The organism is Pseudohongiella sp. SYSU M77423 (genome assembly GCF_029911965.1).
In the GTDB taxonomy this organism is placed as follows: Bacteria; Pseudomonadota; Gammaproteobacteria; order Pseudomonadales; family Pseudohongiellaceae; genus Pseudohongiella.
In genome coordinates, this window is the sequence record NZ_JARYTH010000003.1 from 59,395 (window position 1) to 78,390 (window position 18,996).

The window sequence follows — 18,996 nt, forward strand, 5'->3', positions numbered from 1 at the left end:
GGCACGAAGCCAACAAAGTTGTGCTGCTAAGGTTTTGAAATAAAAGAAGTGTCGCGTTAATTTCGTCATGATGTCGTGTTTGTGTCGTTTTAATTGAGAAGAAATTTGCCCAGTCTTGCATTGCCTCAAGCAGTGATACGGACTCAGCAGGGCTCCGATGGGCCCAATAAGGACTGTGTAATGATTATCAGGAAATTACGTCTGAAAAATGGATGGTCGCAAAGCCAGCTGGCTGAAATGGCGGGTGTTACGACGCGAACAATTCAGCGTATAGAGCAGGGCCACAAGCCGAGTATGGAGACATGCAAGGCACTTGCTTCCGTGTTTGAGGTGGATCTATCTCATTTACAAGCGGAGGATGAACCCATGCAAGACGATTCGCAATTGAAAGCAGACGAACAACAGGCATTGCTTTACGCCAAAAGGATGAAAGAATTCTACGAATTTCTGGTGACCTATGTAGTACTGGCGGCTGTATTTCTGGTTGCCTTCCATGGTGAGCCGGTGGTTTATATTATTTTTGCCGGCCTCGGCGCCGGGCTTGTCGTGCAGGGCCTGATTGCTTTTGAAGTGATCAGCTTTATGAGCCCCGGCTGGGAGCGTCGGCTGGCCGAGCGCAAGCTGGGTCGCAAATTGTAGTTCTCACTGGATTATGACCATTTGATAGACAGGCTGGCTTCACTTAACTCGAATGAGCGAACTCGTTGAGATCATACTGCTGTGCTTTATGGCTGGAGTCGCGATGCCCTTAGGGGCAACGATTGCGTCTGTTGAGAGAATTCGACCACAGTGGTTAGAGACGGAAGTCCGTCACAGCGTGATTGCCTTCGGTGGAGGCGCACTGTTGGCCGCAGTAGCTTTGGTGCTTGTTCCAGAGGGAATCGAAAACCTGTCTCTGTTGCTGATTGTTGTGTGTTTCGCGGCAGGTGGGATTACATTCATGGTGATTGATATCCTGCTTGCGAAATACAACACGCCCTTCAATCAGCTGATAGCCATGCTGTCTGACTTTATTCCGGAAGCCATGGCGCTGGGCGCCACTTTCACGGTTTCCAGTGATGCGGGATTTCTGTTGGCAGGGATTATTGCGCTGCAGAATCTGCCCGAGGGATTCAACGCTTTTAGAGAAGTCAGGTCATCAACTGAATATCGGAGCTTGCGCATCGTACTTATCTTTACAGGTCTCGCTTTATTGGGGCCTGCCGCCGGCGCTATTGGACATATTTTTCTTGCCGAATACACGGTGGTGATTTCCTGCATCATGCTTTTCGCAGCGGGAGGCATCCTGTACATCGTGTTTCAGGATATCGCGCCACAGGCACAACTGAAGCGGCATTGGGCGCCTCCATTGGGCGCTGTCGCGGGCTTTATGCTGGGCTTGCTGGGACACGTGGCGGTTGTTTCCTGAAGCGAAATAGTATGGTCAACTGTCCGTGTGTGGAAGCTGTGATCGATGTCTGGCCAGTCAGGCTATGTAGCAATAGGTATTTATCATGTCAGACGCAGACATTGCGCAATATCTGCAGGCGACCACAGATCGCCCGACACGGGACGACCTGAAGTTCGCTGTCAGCAGAATCGACGGCGCCAGAACCGCCATTGATTGCGGTTGTGGCGCTGGCGCAGACATCAGTTATTTATTGGATAGCGGTTTTCGCGTATATGCATTTGATATGGATGATCAGGCGCTGTCAGTCTGCCAGGGTCGATTCCAGGGATCAAAAGACGTGGTCCTGTCCAAGGCATCGTTTGAGACGTTTGACTATCCGGCAGCGTCATTGGTAGTGGCAGACGCCAGTCTGTTTTTTTGCCCACCAGATCACTTCAACACTGTCTGGGATAATATCTACGAATGCCTGCTGCCAGGTGGAATATTCTGCGGATCTTTGCTGGGGCGAGAAGATACCATGGCGCAACCGGGAGACAACCCCAGCGTGTTCTGGCCGCATGTCTCAGCATTCGATCAATCAGACGTCGAAGCTATACTCAGGCCGTATGAAGTGCTGCGGTTTAAGGTGCATCGTTCAAGCGGCAAGACGGCAGGAGGTGTTCCTCACAGCTGGCACATTTTTCAGATAGTGGCTCGCAAGCCCGCCAGCTGAATATCAGGGCGATACATCCACCATGGGCACTACCTACTGTTTATCCTCCATCAGATTGCTCGCGCACGCTGAGTTGAATGTGGCGATAGCCATTCATGCAGTTATGCAGGCTGCCTACCAGCAGGAAGCAGACTTGCTGGGTGTGACTGACTTTCCGCCGCTAAAACGAACAGCCGCCAATATTGCTGGCGACACGGGGCGCTACTACGGAGCCTTTGCCGATGATCATCTGGCGGGTGTATTGCATTACAAGCACGGCAATATTGATTCTTTGGTAGTGCACCCCAGGTTTCAGAGACTGGGGCTCGCAACTCGGCTGCTTGGTCAACTGCTGGCAGAGACATCTGGCCACAGCGTGAAGGTGTCAACAGCAAAATTGAATGTGCCCGCTACAACGCTCTATACAAAATTTGGTTTTCGTCTGGTATCCGCAGAACGTAAATCAGGGATCGATCTGGTTAACTATGAATTAAATTCGGTGTAAGCTCAGTGCTGAGTCTGTTGCCGGGGCCGCCGCCATGTCAGGGAAATACCCCAATCGAATAAAACAGCTACCGTTGTACGACGGGAGATTTGACGCTTACAAACTCAAAGCAGACGGTGCTGAGGTGCTGTTTGCATCCTATCCGGCTGGTACCACGATTCCGCCACATACCCACGACACGGATAATTATGGTGTCATCACGAGGGGCGAGTTGATCCTGAGCATGAATGGGACAACTGAACGGTTTGGCCCCGGCGATTGGTATCACGTGCCTGCTCATGCGGAACATGCAGCAACATTTGATGTGGAAACCGATGAAGTGGAATTCTGGTTTCAGCCAGCGAGTTGATAAACCCGGCAGAATGAGAATACGCATAGGGAAGTTATAAGAGCGTGACTAATAATAATGATGAGGATGTTGTTGTCTCCGGCGATGCCGATACCCCATCGGTAGTCGATGACCCGGGGCTGAGTGGAACGGAGCGGCGCCTGGTTCGCCTGTCATTCTGGCAGACGGTGTTATCTGTGGCGGGTGTTTTTATCGCAGTCCTGGCGCTTTATGCGGCATTGACGGAGTCTCAGGCAGTCCGTCAGCAGACGGCGGCAGCGGTCTGGCCCTTCGTCCAGCTGTCAGTTGAAGATTTTGATACCGGCGATAGAGCTGGCTTCATGTTGTCGGTGACCAATTCCGGAGTTGGACCGGCACTGGTACGTTCAGTGCGTGTGGTTCTGGATGGACAGGCCATGCGTGACTGGGAGCAGGTAGTGAGGCAATTGGGTGGTGAATTGAATGAGCAGGTTGGCAGAAGCACCCTGAGTGATCGCGTGCTTAGCCCAGGCGTACGACGAGACTTGATCACGGTGACAGAGCAGAGCCTCGCGCGACAGTTTCAGGCCATGATTGCGAACCCTGAGAATTCAATTTCCTACTGCTATTGTTCCATTTTTGACGAATGCTGGGTCGCAGACAGTCGCCGCCAGGCCCTCGAGCCGATGACTGTACAGTCGTGCCCGGACTATGGCGACGAGGCGTTCCAGAACTAGAGCGTTTAAGGCGTTAACCAGCCACACAAAATCAGGTTGGACGGACTGTTAAAAAGGATAGGATATGAATAAGCGCTGGCTGATCGTGGCGGTGGTTGCAAGTTACCTTATCATGCTCTTCGGTGGTGCCCTCCTTAAACCGGGATACTCCCACCTTGGACAATACATAAGCGAGCTCAACGCGGCCGGCACGCCCTATGCGTCGTTGATTGGCTGGTTTGGTTTTGTGCCTTTTGCAGTCCTGTCGGCGGCACTGCTGGTTACCGCCGCTCCGGTGGTCCCTGTGAAGGGCGTCAGCCGCCTGGGGTACTGGCTGCTGTTATCAGAGCCGATTGCCTACCTTGGATCGGCGCTTGCGCCCTGCGACATCGGTTGCCCGGCTGAAGGCAGTGCCAGTCAGATGATTCATAACGCGCTTGCCATAGTGACATACCTGACCACCACCGTGGCCTTGGTGCTTTTGGCCTTTACCCCACGTATTTCAAAATTCATGCGTGTTGTCTGGGTGGCCGCCGCCATGGTCTGGTTGACACTGTTTGGCATGATGGCTGACCCTGGACTCTATGAGTGGCGTGGTCTGCTGCAGCGTCTGGCAGAATGGATAGTCTTTGGCTTGCTGCTGGCATCTGCCTGGTGGTGTATAACAAGACAGCAAGATTCGGGTCGGTCTGGCGAGGCAAAGAATTTAAGATGATGCTGTAGAGTATACAGAGGCAGCATCATGTCCGATTATGACCGAATAGCACGTGCCATGACCTATATTGTAGAGCATGCGACAGACCAGCCAAGCCTGGAAACTGTGGCAGCCCACGTGAACCTGAGTCCCTATCATTTTCAGCGTCAGTTCAGTCGACTGGCAGGCATTTCGCCAAAACGTTTTTTGCAGACAGTGACACTGGAGCGTGGCAAGTACTTGCTCAGACAGCGTCGCTCCCTGCTGGATGTGTCTCTTGATCTTGGACTGAGCGGCAGTTCCCGCCTGCACGATCATTTTGTGCAACTGGAAGCGGTGACGCCGGGAGAGTTCCGAAGCGGCGGAGAGCAGCTGTGTATCCGTTATGGTGTGCACGATAGTCCACTTGGACAGCTGTTTGTTGCGGTTACCCCGCGTGGTGTGTGCCGACTGGCGTTTGTCGATCATGAGCCAGAGTCGGAGCTGTTGTCGCGTCTGCAAAAGGATTGGCCAATGAGTGCCATCATTGCGGATGTGGCCGCCACACGGCCGGTGATTGAGGGCTTTTTTAAGCACGCATCGGCGCACAACAACAACCCGCTTTCCCTGCACGTGAGTGGGACCAACTTTCAGCTTGCAGTCTGGCGCGCTTTGCTGAACATACCGCATGGAGAACTGGCCAGCTACCGACAGGTCGCCGCAGCGATAGGAGCACCAAGGTCAGCCAGAGCTGTTGGCAGCGCAATCGGTGCCAATCCGGTTGCGCTTTTGATTCCCTGCCACAGAGTCATACAACAGAGTGGTGCGCTTGGCGGGTATCGCTGGGGCGAGAATCGCAAGGCCGTGGTGCAGGCATGGGAAATCGTGCAGAATCTGGAGCAGGCTGTTACTGTCACGACTTGATAAACATGTGGAGAACAAGCGGGCATGACCGAGTTTATACGGACACCTGATGCCAACTTTGCTGACTTGAATGATTTTACGTTCGAGCCGCACTACCACCAGTGGCAGGATCTGCGTCAACACTATATTGACGAAGGACCGCGCGATGGTCCTGTCATGCTGTTGATGCATGGTATGCCGACCTGGTCCTATCTGTACCGCGACATGATTCCATTGCTGGTGGCTGCTGGGTACCGCTGCATAGCACCTGACCATCTGGGATTCGGGCGATCCGACAAACCCGTCGACCCTCACTGGTATACCATTGCCAGGCATACCGAAGTCCTCACCAGTTTGATTGCCGAGCTTGATCTGCAGCGCATCACCCTGGTGTGTCAGGATTGGGGTGGCCCCACTGGTCTGGCGCAGACGGCAATGATGCCCGAGCGCTTCGACAGGTTGTTGATCATGAATACCTGGTTGCACCACCCAGGGTTTCACTATTCGGACGGTATCCGAAAGTGGTTCAATCACTGGCGCTCAGGTGGACTATTCGATCGACCCTGTCCCGACGTCGCGCTGTTGCTGTTGCTAAGCAGTGGGCTGGCGCCACGTGACATTGTTATACCTGCGCTGGTCAATCGCAAAACACCGCCGCTTGAAGACGGCGCCCAGAGAATGTATCGAGGATTCTCAGCGCCCTATCGGGGATTGCCCGATGAGGCTTTTAACGGCTACCGTCGGTTCCCGCTTTCTATTCCGGCACTGGACTACCATAGTGGCAATGCCGCTGCGCAAGCCCTGCATTATCGGTTGCTGTTGAACTGGCAGAAACCGGTGTATTTCATCTGGGGCTGCGAGGATGACGTATTCACAGAAACATGGGGACGCGAGTGGGCAAGCCAGTTGGGCGCAAGTTTTGATCCTTTGCAGGATGCCGGCCATTTTCCCCAGAATACTCATGGTGAGAAAATCTGCCAGACACTGCTGGAGCGAATCGCCTCCGAACCCCGGCGATAAGCGGGTGCCTGGCAAGTTCACCGAAAAACAGGAGACGTTCATGTCCCAGATTCAAAAATATCCGATCGGATGGCGCGTGCTGCACTGGTTTATGGCAGTCATGGTGCTGACTCTGCTGCCAGTCGGTTTGTGGATGGCCTCCCGGGCGGAAGCCAATATCTGGGGCTCACTGACCAACACTCTGTACAGCTCACACAAGGCTCTGGGTTTTACCGTCCTGTTATTGATGCTGGTTCGTATTGGCCTGAAAATTCGTGTTGGTGCCCCGCCGTACCCATCGACCTTGCCGCGGTCTTTACAGATAGCAGCCAAAAGCCTGCATCACTGCATTTATGTGTTGCTGATCATCACCCCAATGCTGGGATGGGCTGGTGTTACTGCCTACCCGGCGCTGATCATTGTGGGTGATTTCTATCTGCCCGCCATGCCGGGAGTGCCCGAGGACACAGAGCTGGCAGAACGGCTTTTTGCGATTCACGGTGTTTTCGCGTTGATGTTGGCCGTGTTGCTGGCAGGACACATCGCGGCGGCCGTGCGACATATGCTACGTGGCGATGGCATATTCAGGCGAATGCTTTGAAACGCGAAACGTTTGAGAAGTACCAGGTCTATTTATACCTGTCCGCCATCAGTGCCGGGCTGCTGGCAGGGCTGAATTATCCCGTGCTGGAATCAATGCTGCCGGCATTGTTGTGGCCCCTGTTGGCAGTGATGATTTATACAACCTTCACACAGGTCCCGCTCACCAAGCTACACCAGGCTTTCTCGGATAGCCGGTTTCTGACAGCTGCGGTTATTGGCAACTTTATCCTTCTGCCCATGGTGGTATGGCTGCTTCTGCGCCTGGCACCAGAGCAACCGGCGGTACAGCTGGGCATTGCACTGGTGCTGCTGGTGCCGTGCACGGACTGGTTCGTGACATTTACGCACCTGGGTAGAGGAGACACGCGTCACGCTATCGCTTTTACACCGGTGAGCCTGCTGCTGCAATTGTTGCTGCTGCCGGTGTACCTGTGGTTATTTCTGGACAATGAAATTGCTGGTAATGTCCTGCGTCAGGAGCTGGTGATAGCGTTTCTTGGGCTGATTGTTTTGCCACTGTTTTTTGCCATGCTTACCGAGCACTGGTGCAGCCGGCGCGACGATCGCGCTGTGCTTCTTGGTCGCCTGGCATGGTTGCCGGTACCCCTTCTGGCACTGGTTGTTTTCTGTATCGCCGCAGCACAGGTGCGAACAGTCATTGCGGCCTGGCCGATTCTGGCGCAGCTGGCGCTGGTTTTTGTGCTGTTTCTGTTGGCGGCCGCGCTGCTCTCCAGGCTGATCAGCCACTGGTTCAGGCTGCCTTCAGGGCAGGGCCGGGTGCTTGCCTTCAGTCTGGGCAGTCGTAATTCCTTTGTTGTGCTGCCGCTGGCGTTAGCGCTGCCAGCGTCGTATGAGCTGACAGCTGTGGTGGTTGTTTTTCAGTCCCTGATAGAGCTGGTTGGCCTGGCTTTTTTTGTCTGGTGGGTGCCGCATAAGCTGTACCCGGTAACTGGCAGCGGCGCCTGTCCGCTGGACTCTTGACCTCGTGCGCATTATGCTCAAACCATCACACCGATGATGGGGAGACCTAAAATGGCATCACACACAGACAAAGCCAAGCACCTGAAACTGCCGGCCATGTCCAGGCGCAGCCTGCTGCTGGCATTACCAGCCATGCCTCTGGCTATGCGCGCGATGGCGCAACAGGCGGGTGCGCAACCCATACCCACAACGGGTCTGCACAGTTTTGAGCTCCGGGTCAGCGACCTGGACCGATCCGTGGAATTCTACCAGGGCCTGTTTGGCTGTCCTGTCCTTACCCGCATCGGCGACACAGTCTCGCTGGGCGTAGGCAATGACGGGCAGTATTTCACGCTGGCTCAGGTCCGCGAGGGTGAGCAGCCCAATATCAGTAACTTCGGACTGCGAGTTCCCGGATACACCCGTTATCAGTTGCAGAGTCTGCTTTCTGAGCATGGCATCAATCGTACCGTGGACAGTTTCTACGACAGTCGCACCTCTGCAATGCAGCGCGCCAATATGACCTGGCTGCGTCGACTGCCGGGTGAAAGCGATACCATGCTGGCGGACAATCACGAACTTTTTGTGGCGGACCGCGATGGTGTACCAATCAAACTTTCCAGCCCGGATGACTGCGGTGCCGGTGACGAAAGCTGTACACCAGAACCTGCGCCCACTGAAGGCCTGATCGAACTGCGAGAGATCAACCATTTGACAACCTTTGTCGCCAATTATCAGTTGAGCAACGAGTTCTATAGAAGGTTGTTCGGACTGGAGAATCAGGCTTTCCAGGCGCAGTTTCCAACCTTGGGTCTTGGTAATGGCACGCAGTTTCTGATGTTTGTGGGCGGCATGCAGGATGGCGTACCGTCACAAACCGGGCGCATCGATCATGTCAGTCTAAATATGGAAAACTTCACAGTAGCCTCGGTACTGGAAAGGCTCACTCAGTACGGCCTGTCGCCACGCGGCGACGGTGAACCTGCTCCGCTGCAGCATTGGGTAACCATGCGTATGCCAGAGCGTGGGGGTGCAGAGCCGGATGGTACTCCGGAAGTGTATTTTTCAGACCCAGATGGATTGCACCTGCAGCTTCAGCATCACACTTACTGTGGTGGCGGCGATGAGTTTGGGGGAACCTGTAACGCCTGAAACAGCGCTGCGGTTCACGTAAAAAATAACGTCCGCCACACACAGGGAGACGGATGGCGAAGCCAGCTGGGCCACTACTGACTCTTTATAGCGCCTTTGCGATTGCCTGGGCAGCTTACGCTGCCTGGGCTCTTCTAGCCCTGAGCAATGGGCAAACCCGGATCTATGCCGAATACGGTCTGCTTGAGACGACTCAGGTGATCTTACTTTCGGCAGCCTGTATTGCCTTTATCGTCACGCTATCGCGCAACGGTCGATACAACACGCTACTGATGCTGTCATGCGCGCTGTTATGTTACAGCTTTATTGTGCGCGAGCTCGATGTTGAAGATTTCGACCTGCCGCCAGCTGTTATCACACTCACCTCGGGCACTGGCCGCAATATCCTGCTGGCAGTGGCTTTCTGCGCATTACTCGCCTATGCGCTCTATGTTGATTTCAGGCATTACCTTAAAGAGGCCCTGCAGTTCGCGGTTACGCCGGCGGGTATGATGCTGGTCGCAGCCGGACTGCTTCTGTATCTGGCGGCCTTCTTTGAAGGCTATCAGGGCGTCGAACACCCAGCGTTTTGTGAAGAACTTACTGAGGTGACGGCCTACACTCTGATTCTGCTTTCCTCACTGACCAGCTCACTCACACACAAAACTACTTGCCAGATTCAAAAATCCCAATAGAATGCGCACTTTTCCCTGTGCGTGCGCGCAAACATGAACCTGGTGTCATTCGACGTCTTTCGAACTCTCGGCTTTCCCAATACAACCGTTCTTAAATCCCAGGATATTTTTCAGCACAAGGAACTGCTGAGCCACGCTGACTGGGTGTTGTATCCCGAATACTGGCAACTTAACGCTTTGGTTTATGGCCTGAATTGCCGGGTATTTCCCAGCGAGGCCAGTTATCGTATTGGTCACGACAAGGTTAAGATGACGCGGGCGTTTGAGCTGGTTGCGCCGGCGCACACGCCATGGACGATCATAGAAAATAACTGTGCCGAAGCGCGCGAGCGGCTCTGGGATCTTATGCCACTGCCGTTTGTTGCCAAGCTGCCCAAGGCCAGCATGGGCGAAGGTGTCTGGCTGATCAGCAGCCGTCAGGACTGGCAACAGTACTGCGAAAAAACATCGGTACTTTATGTGCAGGAGTATCTGCCCATAGACCGTGATGTTCGTGTCGTAATTGTGGGTGACAAGGTCATTACTGCATACTGGCGTACACAGTCGGATCGAGGGTTCTACAATAATGTGGCGCAGGGTGGCCGCATAGACCACAGCCCGGTGCCGGCGGCAGCGACTGATCTGGCGTTAAGGCTGGCGCGGCAGCTGGGCGTTAACCACGCCGGTTTCGATATAGCGCTGGTAGGTGATCATCCTTACGTTCTGGAGTTCAATCGCCTGTTTGGCAACCAGGGCCTCGAAGGTGGTCAGGCGTTGAAAGCAGCCATCCTGGACTACCTGCAAACTAACGCCCAGCCTGACGACAGCGACCCGGAAGGCCCGCAACCAGTCTGGCCGATTGCGGTTTGATATCCACCGGGGTATAACAGCCTCAATGAGGACACTGTTATGACCATCGAAACTGAGCAGGATTTAAAAGCACTGTAGCGCATCGGTCGAAGTGTTGACTTCCGGATGTATTGACCTTGGTCTGAGCCAATGACCTATCCTGAAAAACACAGAATCAATCGCAGCGGCTGGCTGCGAGCGGCGGTTCTAGGTGCTAACGATGGTATCGTCTCCACTGCCAGTCTGATTGTGGGTGTTGCCGCCGCTGGCGCAGACGCCAGAGGTATTCTGATCGCGGGGCTGGCTGGCCTGGTAGCGGGTGCCATGTCGATGGCTGCTGGCGAGTATGTTTCAGTCAGCTCGCAGGCTGACATTGAAAAGGCTGACCTGGCTCAGGAGCGAAAGGAGCTGGCCGCAGAGCCAGAGCAGGAACAGGCTGAGCTGGCAGGGATCTATCAGGCTAGAGGTCTGGAACCGGCACTGGCCCGGGAAGTTGCCCGACAATTAATGTCACGTGACGCTCTGGCTGCGCATGCAAGGGATGAGCTCGGTATTACGGAAGCGGTGAATGCCCGTCCTTTCCAGGCGGCTTTGACTTCTGCGCTGACATTTTCGGCAGGAGCTGCGTTACCGTTACTGGTGGCAGTCATGCTGCCGCTGACAGCACTTACCCTGGCCGTCAGCCTTTCGGCACTGATGTCGCTGGCTTTGCTTGGTTATCTGGCAGCCCATCTGGGCGGTGCCGCGCCATTAAAGCCGGTGTTGCGTGTTGTATTCTGGGGTGCTGCCGCGATGCTGGTAACCTATGGGATTGGTGCGCTGTTTGATGTGGTCATCTAATCGAATTCAGGTTCAGCCATTGCGAACTCCACGCAGTGTTTCCAGACAGTGCGACCGGGCGCTCTGCACAAAACTCTGCAGATAGGCAGTGTTCTCCTGCTCCGCGCGAACGGCGGCATACAGCGTTAACCAATGACCTGCTTTCGTGGCTGGTAAAGCCACGACCAGACCTTGTCGTACATACTCATCCAGGACCCAATTAGGCAGGGCACATACTCCCCGGTGATTCGCAACCTGCTGAATCATCATGACGGTCAATTCTGTGGTGCGCACCGCTGCAGGTTCCACGCCGGCTGGATTCAGAAAGGCATTAAACACGTCTAATCGCTGACGCTCCACCGGGTAGGTAATGATGGTCTCCTGTGCCAGGTCGCCGGGTGATACAAAAGCCTGACCGGCAAGCGCATGATCAGGAGCCACTGCGATCTGCATTTCGTACTGAAACAGTGGCAGGTAAGCCAGTGATTTGTAGTCGCGCGGATCAGATGTGATGACCAGATCGAGCTCCCCGCTGTGTAAGGCTGGCAATGGGTCGAACATGAAACCACTTGAGAAATCCAGGTCCACAGCCGGCCAGTTGCTGCGATAGGCTTCGATGGTGGGCATCAGCCAGTTGAAACAGCTGTGACATTCGATGGCCATGTACAGTCGGCCCGCGTCACCGTGCACCATGCGCTGGATATCATGTTCGGCGCCGGTAATCAGCGGCAGAACCTGTTCTGCCAGTGCCAGTAATCGGCGTCCCGGACCAGTTAATTGCAGTGGCCGGGTCTTTCGCAGGAACAGCTCGCAGCCGAGTCGGCTTTCCAGCTCCTTGATTTGATGTGAGAGGGCCGATTGCGTCACACACAGACGTTCGGCCGCATCGGTCAGGCGACCCGTGTCGCGCAGTGCCTGCATGGTTTTAAGGTGTCTGATATCTACTATCATGAATAAAATTCATATTGTTTCTGAGAAATATGAAGTTTATTCAATTTATTGGCATCGGCACAATAGCGCCCCTGACTTTACAGGGGATTGTTATGCATTTCACAGACACGCGGCCATCAGAGCCGTCACAGATTGTACGCCACACGCTTGGATATCCTCGCATCGGCGCACATCGGGAATTAAAGACCGCGCTTGAGGCCTATTGGCGTGGCGACAGCAGCCAGCAGGAACTGTTAGCGACTGGCCGCCAGATCCGACAGCAGAACTGGCAGGCGCAGCAGGAAGCTGGCCTGAATATGGTGACCACCGGTGATTTTGCCTGGTACGACCAGGTATTGACCATGTCCGCCACGCTGGGCCACCTGCCAACGAGGCATCGCAGCCAGCGCTCAGACGATGGCGACGATATTGATCTGGACACGCTGTTCAGGGTTGCCCGAGGCCGTGCACCGAGCGGCGAGCCGGCGGTTGCTGCCGAGATGACCAAATGGTTCGACACCAACTATCACTATCTGGTGCCGGAGCTGGCGTCTGGCCAGACATTCGCCCTGAGCTGGACACAAATCATTGATGAGACCCGGGAAGCCGTGGCCGCCGGTTATACAGCCAAGCCGGTCATCATTGGTCCGCTGACCTATCTTTGGATTGGCAAGTCGCAGCAATCCGGATTCGATAAGCTGAGCCTGCTGTCTGATTTGTTGCCGGTTTACAAGCAACTGCTGCAGGCCCTGGTGGATGCCGGGGCGGACTGGGTGCAGATTGATGAGCCCATTCTGACGCTGGATCTGCCCGGTGTATGGCACAAGGCATTTGAGCAGACATACCACGCCTTGCGCACAGTCCCGGCGAAATTGTTACTGAGTACTTACTTCGGTGCGCTGGACGAGAATCTCAATACGGCAGTGAATTTGCCGGTCGCCGGGCTGCATATTGATGTGGTCCGTGCCCCGCAACAGCTCATCACGGTGCTGGATAATCTGCCAGTGCATCAGGTGTTGTCGGTGGGTATCGTGGATGGTCGCAATATATGGCGCAACGATCTGGAGAAATCCCGTGATCTGCTGCGACGTGCTTACGACAGGTTGGGAGCAAGGTTGTGGCTGGCGCCGTCGTGTTCTCTGCTGCATTGTCCGGTCGACCTTCGCGAAGAAACTGCGCTGGACCGTGATCTGTTGGGCTGGCTTGCGTTTGCCCGGCAAAAACTAGATGAGCTGACTTTCATATCCAGTCTTTTGACGGCGCCCGATTCAGGCAGGGCCAGACAATGGCTGCAGGAAAGCCGAGACAGTGTGCTGGCACGGCGCCAGTCCTCACTGATACATCGGCCGTCAGTTCAACAGGCTGTGAGGGACATCAATGCAACAGATTTTCAGCGGCATAGTCCCTTTGCCGACAGAATTCGGAAACAGCAGGCGCATCTGTCGCTGCCGCCGCTGCCAACGACAACCATCGGTTCATTTCCGCAGACGCAGGAAATACGCAAAGCACGCAGGCAGTTCAAACAGGGTGAACTAGGCGTTGAGGCATATGAGCAACACATGCAGGATCACATCGCCGATGCCATCCAGCGCCAGGAAGTCCTGGGACTCGATGTGCTGGTGCATGGGGAGGCAGAACGCAATGACATGGTCGAGTATTTTGGCGAGCAGCTCGATGGCTACGCTTCAACTCGCAACGGCTGGGTTCAGAGTTATGGCTCGCGATGCGTCAAGCCGCCGATCATTTTTGGTGACGTTCAGCGACCTGCCCCCATGACAGTCAAATGGGCGCGCTATGCGCAGTCGCTTAGCAAAAAGCCGGTCAAAGGCATGCTGACCGGGCCCGTTACCATGCTGCAATGGGCATTTGTCCGCGATGATCAGCCACGCGAAAAAACCGCGTTGCAGATTGCGCTGGCACTGAGAGAGGAAGTGCGTGATCTGGAGGCGGCTGGCATCAACGTGATACAGATTGATGAGCCGGCTTTGCGTGAGGGTTTGCCACTGCGTCGACAGGCGCACGCTCACTACCTCGAATGGGCCGTTAATGCATTCCGTCTCAGTGCTGCAGGCGTGAGCGATACGACGCAGATTCATACGCACATGTGCTACTCGGAATTTAATGACATCATGCCGGCAATCGCGGCACTGGACGCTGACGTCATCACGATTGAAACCGCGCGCTCCAACGGCGACCTGATTCAGGCCTTCGAAGACTTTGACTACCCGGCGCAGATTGGGCCTGGGGTTTATGACATACATTCGCCGAACGTTCCGGAAGTGGACGCGATCAAGGCCATGTTGAGACGTATGGCGCGCAAGTTGCCGATCCAGCATCTTTGGGTCAACCCCGACTGCGGCCTGAAAACCCGCGGCTGGCCAGAGACAGAGGCGGCGCTGCAGCAGATGGTTGCTGCCGCCACCCAGCTGCGTCGAGAAATGGGGCTTGCCGCGGGCTGAGCACCTGTTTGACTACCCGAGACTGTAGTATGCTGAGCACCGGCTATCTGCCTTGATGGCCGGTCTATCGCAGCCAGCCCCTGCAGATGGTGCCAGTAGTTTGCCCAGGCAGGCAGCCCAGGCAGTCAAAGGAGAAGCCCATGGCCGAGCAGTTTCCCGCGTTGACTGAAACGCATATTGAATTTATCCAGCGTCAGCATCTCTTTTTTGTTGGCACTGCGGGCCCAGAGGGTCGCGTAAACGTATCGCCTAAAGGCATGGACAGTTTTCGAGTGCTGGGGCCCAAGCGGGTTGCCTGGCTTAATTTAACCGGCAGCGGTAACGAAACCGCCGCGCACATATTGCAGAATCCGCGCATGACGCTGATGTTCTGCTCCTTCGATCGGCAACCTTTGATACTGCGTCTTTACGGGCAGGCAAGCGTGATTCACTCGCGTGATGCGCAATGGGGCGAGCATCTGGCGCTGTTCCCCGAGTTTACCGGTGCCCGTCAGATATTTGAGGTTGAGCTGGATCTGGTGCTGACATCCTGCGGCTACGCGGTTCCCTTCTACGAAATGACCGGCGAGCGCCCCACTTTGACAAAATGGGCTGACAATCGCGGTCGGCCCGCCATTGAGCAGTACTGGCAGGAGAAGAATACGGCCAGTCTGGATGGTTACGAAACCGGGATTCTGGACTGATTCATGCGACGTCGCCTGGTAGGCCTACAGTGACCGATGAACTGCTGACGCTGGATCGTGGCGAGTCGCCACGCGTGATATTGCGCGGCGACTGGACGCTGGCGAATTACTCACGGCTGAGGCGTGTTCAGATGCCGGATGTCGATCCAGCAAACGACACCAGTCTGCAGTTGGATGCCAATGAGGTCTCGGCCATGGATACCTCGGGCGCCACCATATTGCTGAATCTGTTTGGTGCCGAGACGCTTGCAAAACTGACCCAGTCTGCCAACGGGCTTTCGCCAGAACGTCAGGCCCTGCTCCAGGCTGTCGCGCAGGCCGTTGCGTCGCAGAAAGCCAGCCCACCTCCGCAGCGCTGGCGGCTTACCGACTCGCTGGCCGATCTGGGCGCTTGGACAATGCGTGGGTGGCGTCAGGTATTACAGTTTTTGGACTTTCTTGGCGTTACGCTGGTAACCCTTGCCTCATTGATCCCGCGCCCCTGGCGCTGGCGCTGGACGGCGCTGACCGCGCAGATGCATCATGCCGGCCTGAATGCGGTGCCCATTGGCATGCTGCTCAATTTTCTGGTCGGCGCTGTTGTTGCGTTTCTGGGCGCCACTGTTCTGGCCGATTTTGGCGCCACCATTTATACAGTGGATCTGGTTGCCTACGCCTTCATGCGGGAACTGGGTGTGCTGCTGGCCGCAATTCTGCTGGCGGGTCGCACAGCCAGCGCATTTGCAGCACAGATCGGCTCCATGAAAATAAACGAAGAGCTGGATGCGCTGCGCGTTCAGGACCTCAGCCCGATTGAACTACTGGTGCTGCCGCGGGTCCTGGCACTGGTCATTGTCCTGCCTCTGCTGACCTTTCTGTCGATCATGGCCGGTATGGCGGGCGGGGCTGTGGTCGCCGCCGCTTCACTGGATATTTCTCTCGCGCAGTATCTGACGATTGTGCAGGATATACCGATTCGTCATATGCTGCTGGGTATCAGCAAGGCGCCGGTATTTGCCATGCTGATAGCCCTGATTGGATGTCTGGAAGGAATGAAGGTTGCAGGCAGCGCGCAGTCAGTTGGGGAGCACACCACCTCCGCTGTTGTGCAGTCCATATTTGTGGTGATCCTGCTGGATGCGGTTGCCGCCCTGTTCTTTATGCAGATGGGATGGTAAAGATGAGTTCGTCTGAAACCTCAGTGATCACAGTGTGCGGGCTGGAGAACCGGTTTGGCACCCATGTTGTGCACCAGAATCTGGATCTTGACGTGCGGCGCGGCGAAATCCTGGGAGTCGTTGGTGGTTCTGGTGCCGGCAAGTCAGTGTTGCTGAGGTCGATTGCAGGTCTGCATCAACCTAATGCGGGTACGGTGTCCCTGATTGGAAAATCAGCCGATATGGAGCCCCGCATCGGTGTGCTGTTTCAGCGCGGTGCCCTGTACTCGTCGCTGACTGTTGAAGAAAACGTCGCGCTGCCATTGATAGAAACCATCGGTTTGTCGCGAGCAGATGCCAATGACATTGCCCGGGTCAAGATTGCGCTGGCCGGCTTGCCCGAACATGCCGCGCAATTGCTGCCCTCAGATCTTTCCGGTGGCATGGTCAAACGAGCGGCGCTGGCCCGCGCGCTGGCGCTGGATCCGGACATTCTGTTTCTGGATGAACCCACTGCCGGTCTTGACCCAATCGGTGCTGCTGCCTTCGACCGATTGCTGGTTACCGTCCGGGACGCGTTTGACCTGACTGTCTTCCTCATTACACACGATCTGGATACGTTGTACACTGCCTGTGACCGGGTGGCTGTCCTGTCGCAAAAACGAGTCCTGGTTAACGATACACTGGATGTGGTTGCGGCTGTGGATGACGCCTGGATTCAGGAATATTTTCATGGGCCGAGAGGCCGTGCAGCGGCAGCCGCCGTTGCTGCCAACGAGCGAGGGAACTGATGGAAACGCGGGCACACTATATTCTGGTTGGCCTGTTCACCCTGGGTGCAGGTGCTGCCTTGCTGGGCTTTGCATTGTGGATAACCGGTGCCGGCGCCGACCGGGAAATAGACTACTATCAGGTACTGTTTCGCGAGCCCGTATCCGGACTGTCGGTCGGCAGCCCGGTGCAGTACAGCGGCATCCGTGTCGGCGCTGTCGAGCGGCTGGATCTTGACCCAGTAGACCCACGCATTGTTCGCGCCCGTATCTGGGTTGAAGCCGACACGCCCATCAAAGTGGACACAGAAGCCAGGCAGACACTGCTGAATGTGACCGGTGCGTCTTCCATTGAACTGAGTCAGGGGCTGCCGGAAAGCCCGCGACTGACCGCCGACAATGGCGACATGCCCGTCATCGAAGCGACGGCTTCCTCGCTTGCGCAATTACGCTTGACCAGTGAGCAACTGTTGCTGGATATGTCGACATTGCTGGAGCGCGCCAACAGCCTGCTCTCAGAAGAAAATGCGCAACGCATATCGAGTGTGCTCGACAATGTGGAGGCTGTTACGGGCGCGCTGGCGGATCAGCAGGATAATGTGCGCTCGGGTATAAGCGATCTGGCGGATGGTGCCCGCGCAATGAATGAGTTGATGCAGCGTGTCGATGCCACTCTGGATCGTTACGAGGAGCCCATGCTGGGTAGCGCCAGTGATGCGATCGCCGAACTTAGAATGACAAGCGAGCAACTGAATCAAATGCTGCAGGAAAGTGAACCTGCGCTGCGCGCCGGTGCCCAAAGTTTTGCGGAGCTGGGACCTGCCATGCGCGAACTGCGCAGCATTCTGAACAATGTTGATGCCATCACCCGCCGCATCTCTGATGACCCCGCCAATTTTGTGCTGGGTGGTGACAATATCCGGGAATACCAGCCATGAGAAACATTTTTACCCTAGCACTTATAATGTTCCTGGGGGCCTGTAATGTGTTGCCCGAACGCGAACCAATTGATCTCTATGAACTCCCGGCCAGCACAGTGCGAACGGCAACCGGTGGTGACGGCGTCGACAGTCTGCGCATTGATCGCCCGGTGACCAGTGAGGCGCTGAGTGGTAGCCGTATGCTGGTGGCACTGTCGAATGGTCAGATCCAGGCCTTGCCACAGGCGCGCTGGACAGCGCCCGTGCCACTGCTGTGGCGAGACTGGGTGCTGGATGCTTTCTGGCGTGACGGCCGCGTGGCTGGTCTCAGTGCTGCCAGCGAAGGACTGCAGTCGCGCCTGGAGCTGGGCGGCATGCTGCGCGCGTTTCAGATCGAAGACGGTGCCAGCCCGCAGGCCCTGATTCAATATGATGCCTTGTTGATCAGCACGTCCGATCGACGAATCATTGCCAGCCGCCGCTTCGAAGAACGTGAGCCGTTGAACACAATTGAGCCGGCAGAGTCGACACGCGCGCTGGGTGCAGCTGCTGACAGACTGGCACGTGATCTGATTGACTGGGTAGTCCTGCAGTCGCAGCCGGGTGCAACAGGGGAGCCGACCGCACAGCGCCGGGTGTCATTTTCCTGTGAAAACGGTGAAGAGATAGAAGTTCGCTTCTTTGCATTGCAGGGTGTTGCCGTGCTGGTCAGGCAAGGCGAGACGCATGAACTACAACAGCAGCGCACTGCGTCTGGTTTTCATTACACCAATGGTCCGACTGCGGTGCGTGGCCAGGGTGACGAGCTAAGGCTCGAGATTGGTCGTCGGGCACCGATCCAGTGTCGCGCTGCCTGATTGAAGTAAAGACCCTGTAAC

The 18,996-nt window shown here is 55.7% G+C and carries 22 protein-coding genes; 21 read left to right on the top strand and 1 reads right to left on the bottom strand.

Translation table 11 applies throughout. The features are described from left to right. The first annotated feature begins 180 nt into the window (after positions 1-180). The 15 genes from QGM61_RS07930 to QGM61_RS08000 all read left to right on the top strand — a co-directional run bounded on the left by QGM61_RS07930 (position 181) and on the right by QGM61_RS08000 (position 11,241). Positions 181-639 (top strand): helix-turn-helix domain-containing protein, encoded by a 459-nt coding sequence (locus tag QGM61_RS07930; protein ID WP_237132307.1) that lies wholly within the window; start codon positions 181-183, stop codon positions 637-639. A gap of 52 nt (positions 640-691) precedes the next feature. Then, positions 692-1,408 (top strand): ZIP family metal transporter, encoded by a 717-nt coding sequence (locus QGM61_RS07935; RefSeq protein ID WP_281132616.1) that lies wholly within the window; start codon positions 692-694, stop codon positions 1,406-1,408. Between the two features lie 85 nt (positions 1,409-1,493). After that, positions 1,494-2,102 (top strand): class I SAM-dependent methyltransferase, encoded by a 609-nt coding sequence (locus tag QGM61_RS07940; protein ID WP_281132617.1) that lies wholly within the window; start codon positions 1,494-1,496, stop codon positions 2,100-2,102. A 22-nt stretch (positions 2,103-2,124) separates the two neighbouring features. After that, positions 2,125-2,586, top strand: coding sequence for a GNAT family N-acetyltransferase (locus QGM61_RS07945; RefSeq protein WP_281132618.1), 462 nt, complete (start codon positions 2,125-2,127; stop codon positions 2,584-2,586). A gap of 34 nt (positions 2,587-2,620) precedes the next feature. After that, complete coding sequence (locus QGM61_RS07950; protein WP_281132619.1) at positions 2,621-2,935, top strand: cupin domain-containing protein; 315 nt, start codon at positions 2,621-2,623, stop codon at positions 2,933-2,935. A 44-nt stretch (positions 2,936-2,979) separates the two neighbouring features. Then, on the top strand, positions 2,980-3,630 hold the full coding sequence (locus tag QGM61_RS07955; RefSeq protein WP_281132620.1) for a hypothetical protein: 651 nt from the start codon (positions 2,980-2,982) through the stop codon (positions 3,628-3,630). A 64-nt stretch (positions 3,631-3,694) separates the two neighbouring features. After that, positions 3,695-4,324 carry a DUF998 domain-containing protein gene (locus tag QGM61_RS07960; protein ID WP_237132301.1) on the top strand — a complete coding sequence of 210 codons (630 nt, stop codon included), beginning with the start codon at positions 3,695-3,697 and terminating at the stop codon, positions 4,322-4,324. A gap of 27 nt (positions 4,325-4,351) precedes the next feature. Then, positions 4,352-5,206, top strand: coding sequence for a bifunctional transcriptional activator/DNA repair enzyme AdaA (locus QGM61_RS07965; protein ID WP_237132300.1), 855 nt, complete (start codon positions 4,352-4,354; stop codon positions 5,204-5,206). Positions 5,207-5,230: 24 nt separating this feature from the next. Continuing rightward, complete coding sequence (locus QGM61_RS07970) at positions 5,231-6,205, top strand: alpha/beta fold hydrolase (RefSeq protein ID WP_281132621.1); 975 nt, start codon at positions 5,231-5,233, stop codon at positions 6,203-6,205. Between the two features lie 40 nt (positions 6,206-6,245). Then, the gene (locus QGM61_RS07975) at positions 6,246-6,785 is read left to right on the top strand and encodes a cytochrome b (RefSeq protein ID WP_281132622.1); all 540 of its coding nucleotides are present in this window, start codon (positions 6,246-6,248) and stop codon (positions 6,783-6,785) included. Then, on the top strand, positions 6,782-7,768 hold the full coding sequence (locus QGM61_RS07980; protein WP_237132297.1) for an arsenic resistance protein: 987 nt from the start codon (positions 6,782-6,784) through the stop codon (positions 7,766-7,768). The genes QGM61_RS07975 and QGM61_RS07980 overlap by 4 nt, the downstream gene beginning before the upstream one ends. 51 nt (positions 7,769-7,819) lie before the next feature. Beyond that, positions 7,820-8,899 (top strand): VOC family protein, encoded by a 1,080-nt coding sequence (locus QGM61_RS07985; RefSeq protein WP_281132623.1) that lies wholly within the window; start codon positions 7,820-7,822, stop codon positions 8,897-8,899. A gap of 53 nt (positions 8,900-8,952) precedes the next feature. Next, positions 8,953-9,573 (top strand): hypothetical protein, encoded by a 621-nt coding sequence (locus QGM61_RS07990; protein ID WP_281132624.1) that lies wholly within the window; start codon positions 8,953-8,955, stop codon positions 9,571-9,573. Between the two features lie 33 nt (positions 9,574-9,606). Further along, positions 9,607-10,422 (top strand): RimK family alpha-L-glutamate ligase, encoded by an 816-nt coding sequence (locus QGM61_RS07995; RefSeq protein WP_281132625.1) that lies wholly within the window; start codon positions 9,607-9,609, stop codon positions 10,420-10,422. Between the two features lie 129 nt (positions 10,423-10,551). Continuing rightward, positions 10,552-11,241 (top strand): VIT family protein, encoded by a 690-nt coding sequence (locus tag QGM61_RS08000; protein ID WP_281132626.1) that lies wholly within the window; start codon positions 10,552-10,554, stop codon positions 11,239-11,241. Between the two features lie 12 nt (positions 11,242-11,253). Here the strand turns inward: QGM61_RS08000 and QGM61_RS08005 are convergent, their stop codons facing one another. Then, a complete protein-coding gene (locus QGM61_RS08005; RefSeq protein WP_281132819.1) occupies positions 11,254-12,168 on the bottom strand; it encodes a LysR family transcriptional regulator in 915 nt (304 codons plus the stop codon). A gap of 95 nt (positions 12,169-12,263) precedes the next feature. On the opposite strand from QGM61_RS08005, the gene metE reads away from it, so the two are divergent. The 6 genes from metE (at position 12,264) to QGM61_RS08035 (ending at position 18,975) form a co-directional block, all read left to right on the top strand. After that, complete coding sequence (metE, locus tag QGM61_RS08010; protein ID WP_281132627.1) at positions 12,264-14,609, top strand: 5-methyltetrahydropteroyltriglutamate--homocysteine S-methyltransferase; 2,346 nt, start codon at positions 12,264-12,266, stop codon at positions 14,607-14,609. A gap of 140 nt (positions 14,610-14,749) precedes the next feature. Then, on the top strand, positions 14,750-15,292 hold the full coding sequence (locus QGM61_RS08015) for a pyridoxamine 5'-phosphate oxidase family protein (RefSeq protein ID WP_237132291.1): 543 nt from the start codon (positions 14,750-14,752) through the stop codon (positions 15,290-15,292). Between the two features lie 29 nt (positions 15,293-15,321). After that, positions 15,322-16,449 carry an MlaE family ABC transporter permease gene (locus QGM61_RS08020; RefSeq protein WP_281132628.1) on the top strand — a complete coding sequence of 376 codons (1,128 nt, stop codon included), beginning with the start codon at positions 15,322-15,324 and terminating at the stop codon, positions 16,447-16,449. Between the two features lie 2 nt (positions 16,450-16,451). Beyond that, entirely contained in the window at positions 16,452-17,219 is a 768-nt protein-coding gene (locus tag QGM61_RS08025) for an ABC transporter ATP-binding protein (RefSeq protein ID WP_281132629.1), read from the top strand. Beyond that, positions 17,219-18,136 carry an MlaD family protein gene (locus tag QGM61_RS08030; protein ID WP_281132630.1) on the top strand — a complete coding sequence of 306 codons (918 nt, stop codon included), beginning with the start codon at positions 17,219-17,221 and terminating at the stop codon, positions 18,134-18,136. Before QGM61_RS08025 ends, QGM61_RS08030 begins: the two co-directional genes overlap by 1 nt. Continuing rightward, positions 18,133-18,975, top strand: coding sequence for an ABC-type transport auxiliary lipoprotein family protein (locus QGM61_RS08035; protein ID WP_281132631.1), 843 nt, complete (start codon positions 18,133-18,135; stop codon positions 18,973-18,975). Before QGM61_RS08030 ends, QGM61_RS08035 begins: the two co-directional genes overlap by 4 nt. Positions 18,976-18,996 lie beyond the last annotated feature (21 nt).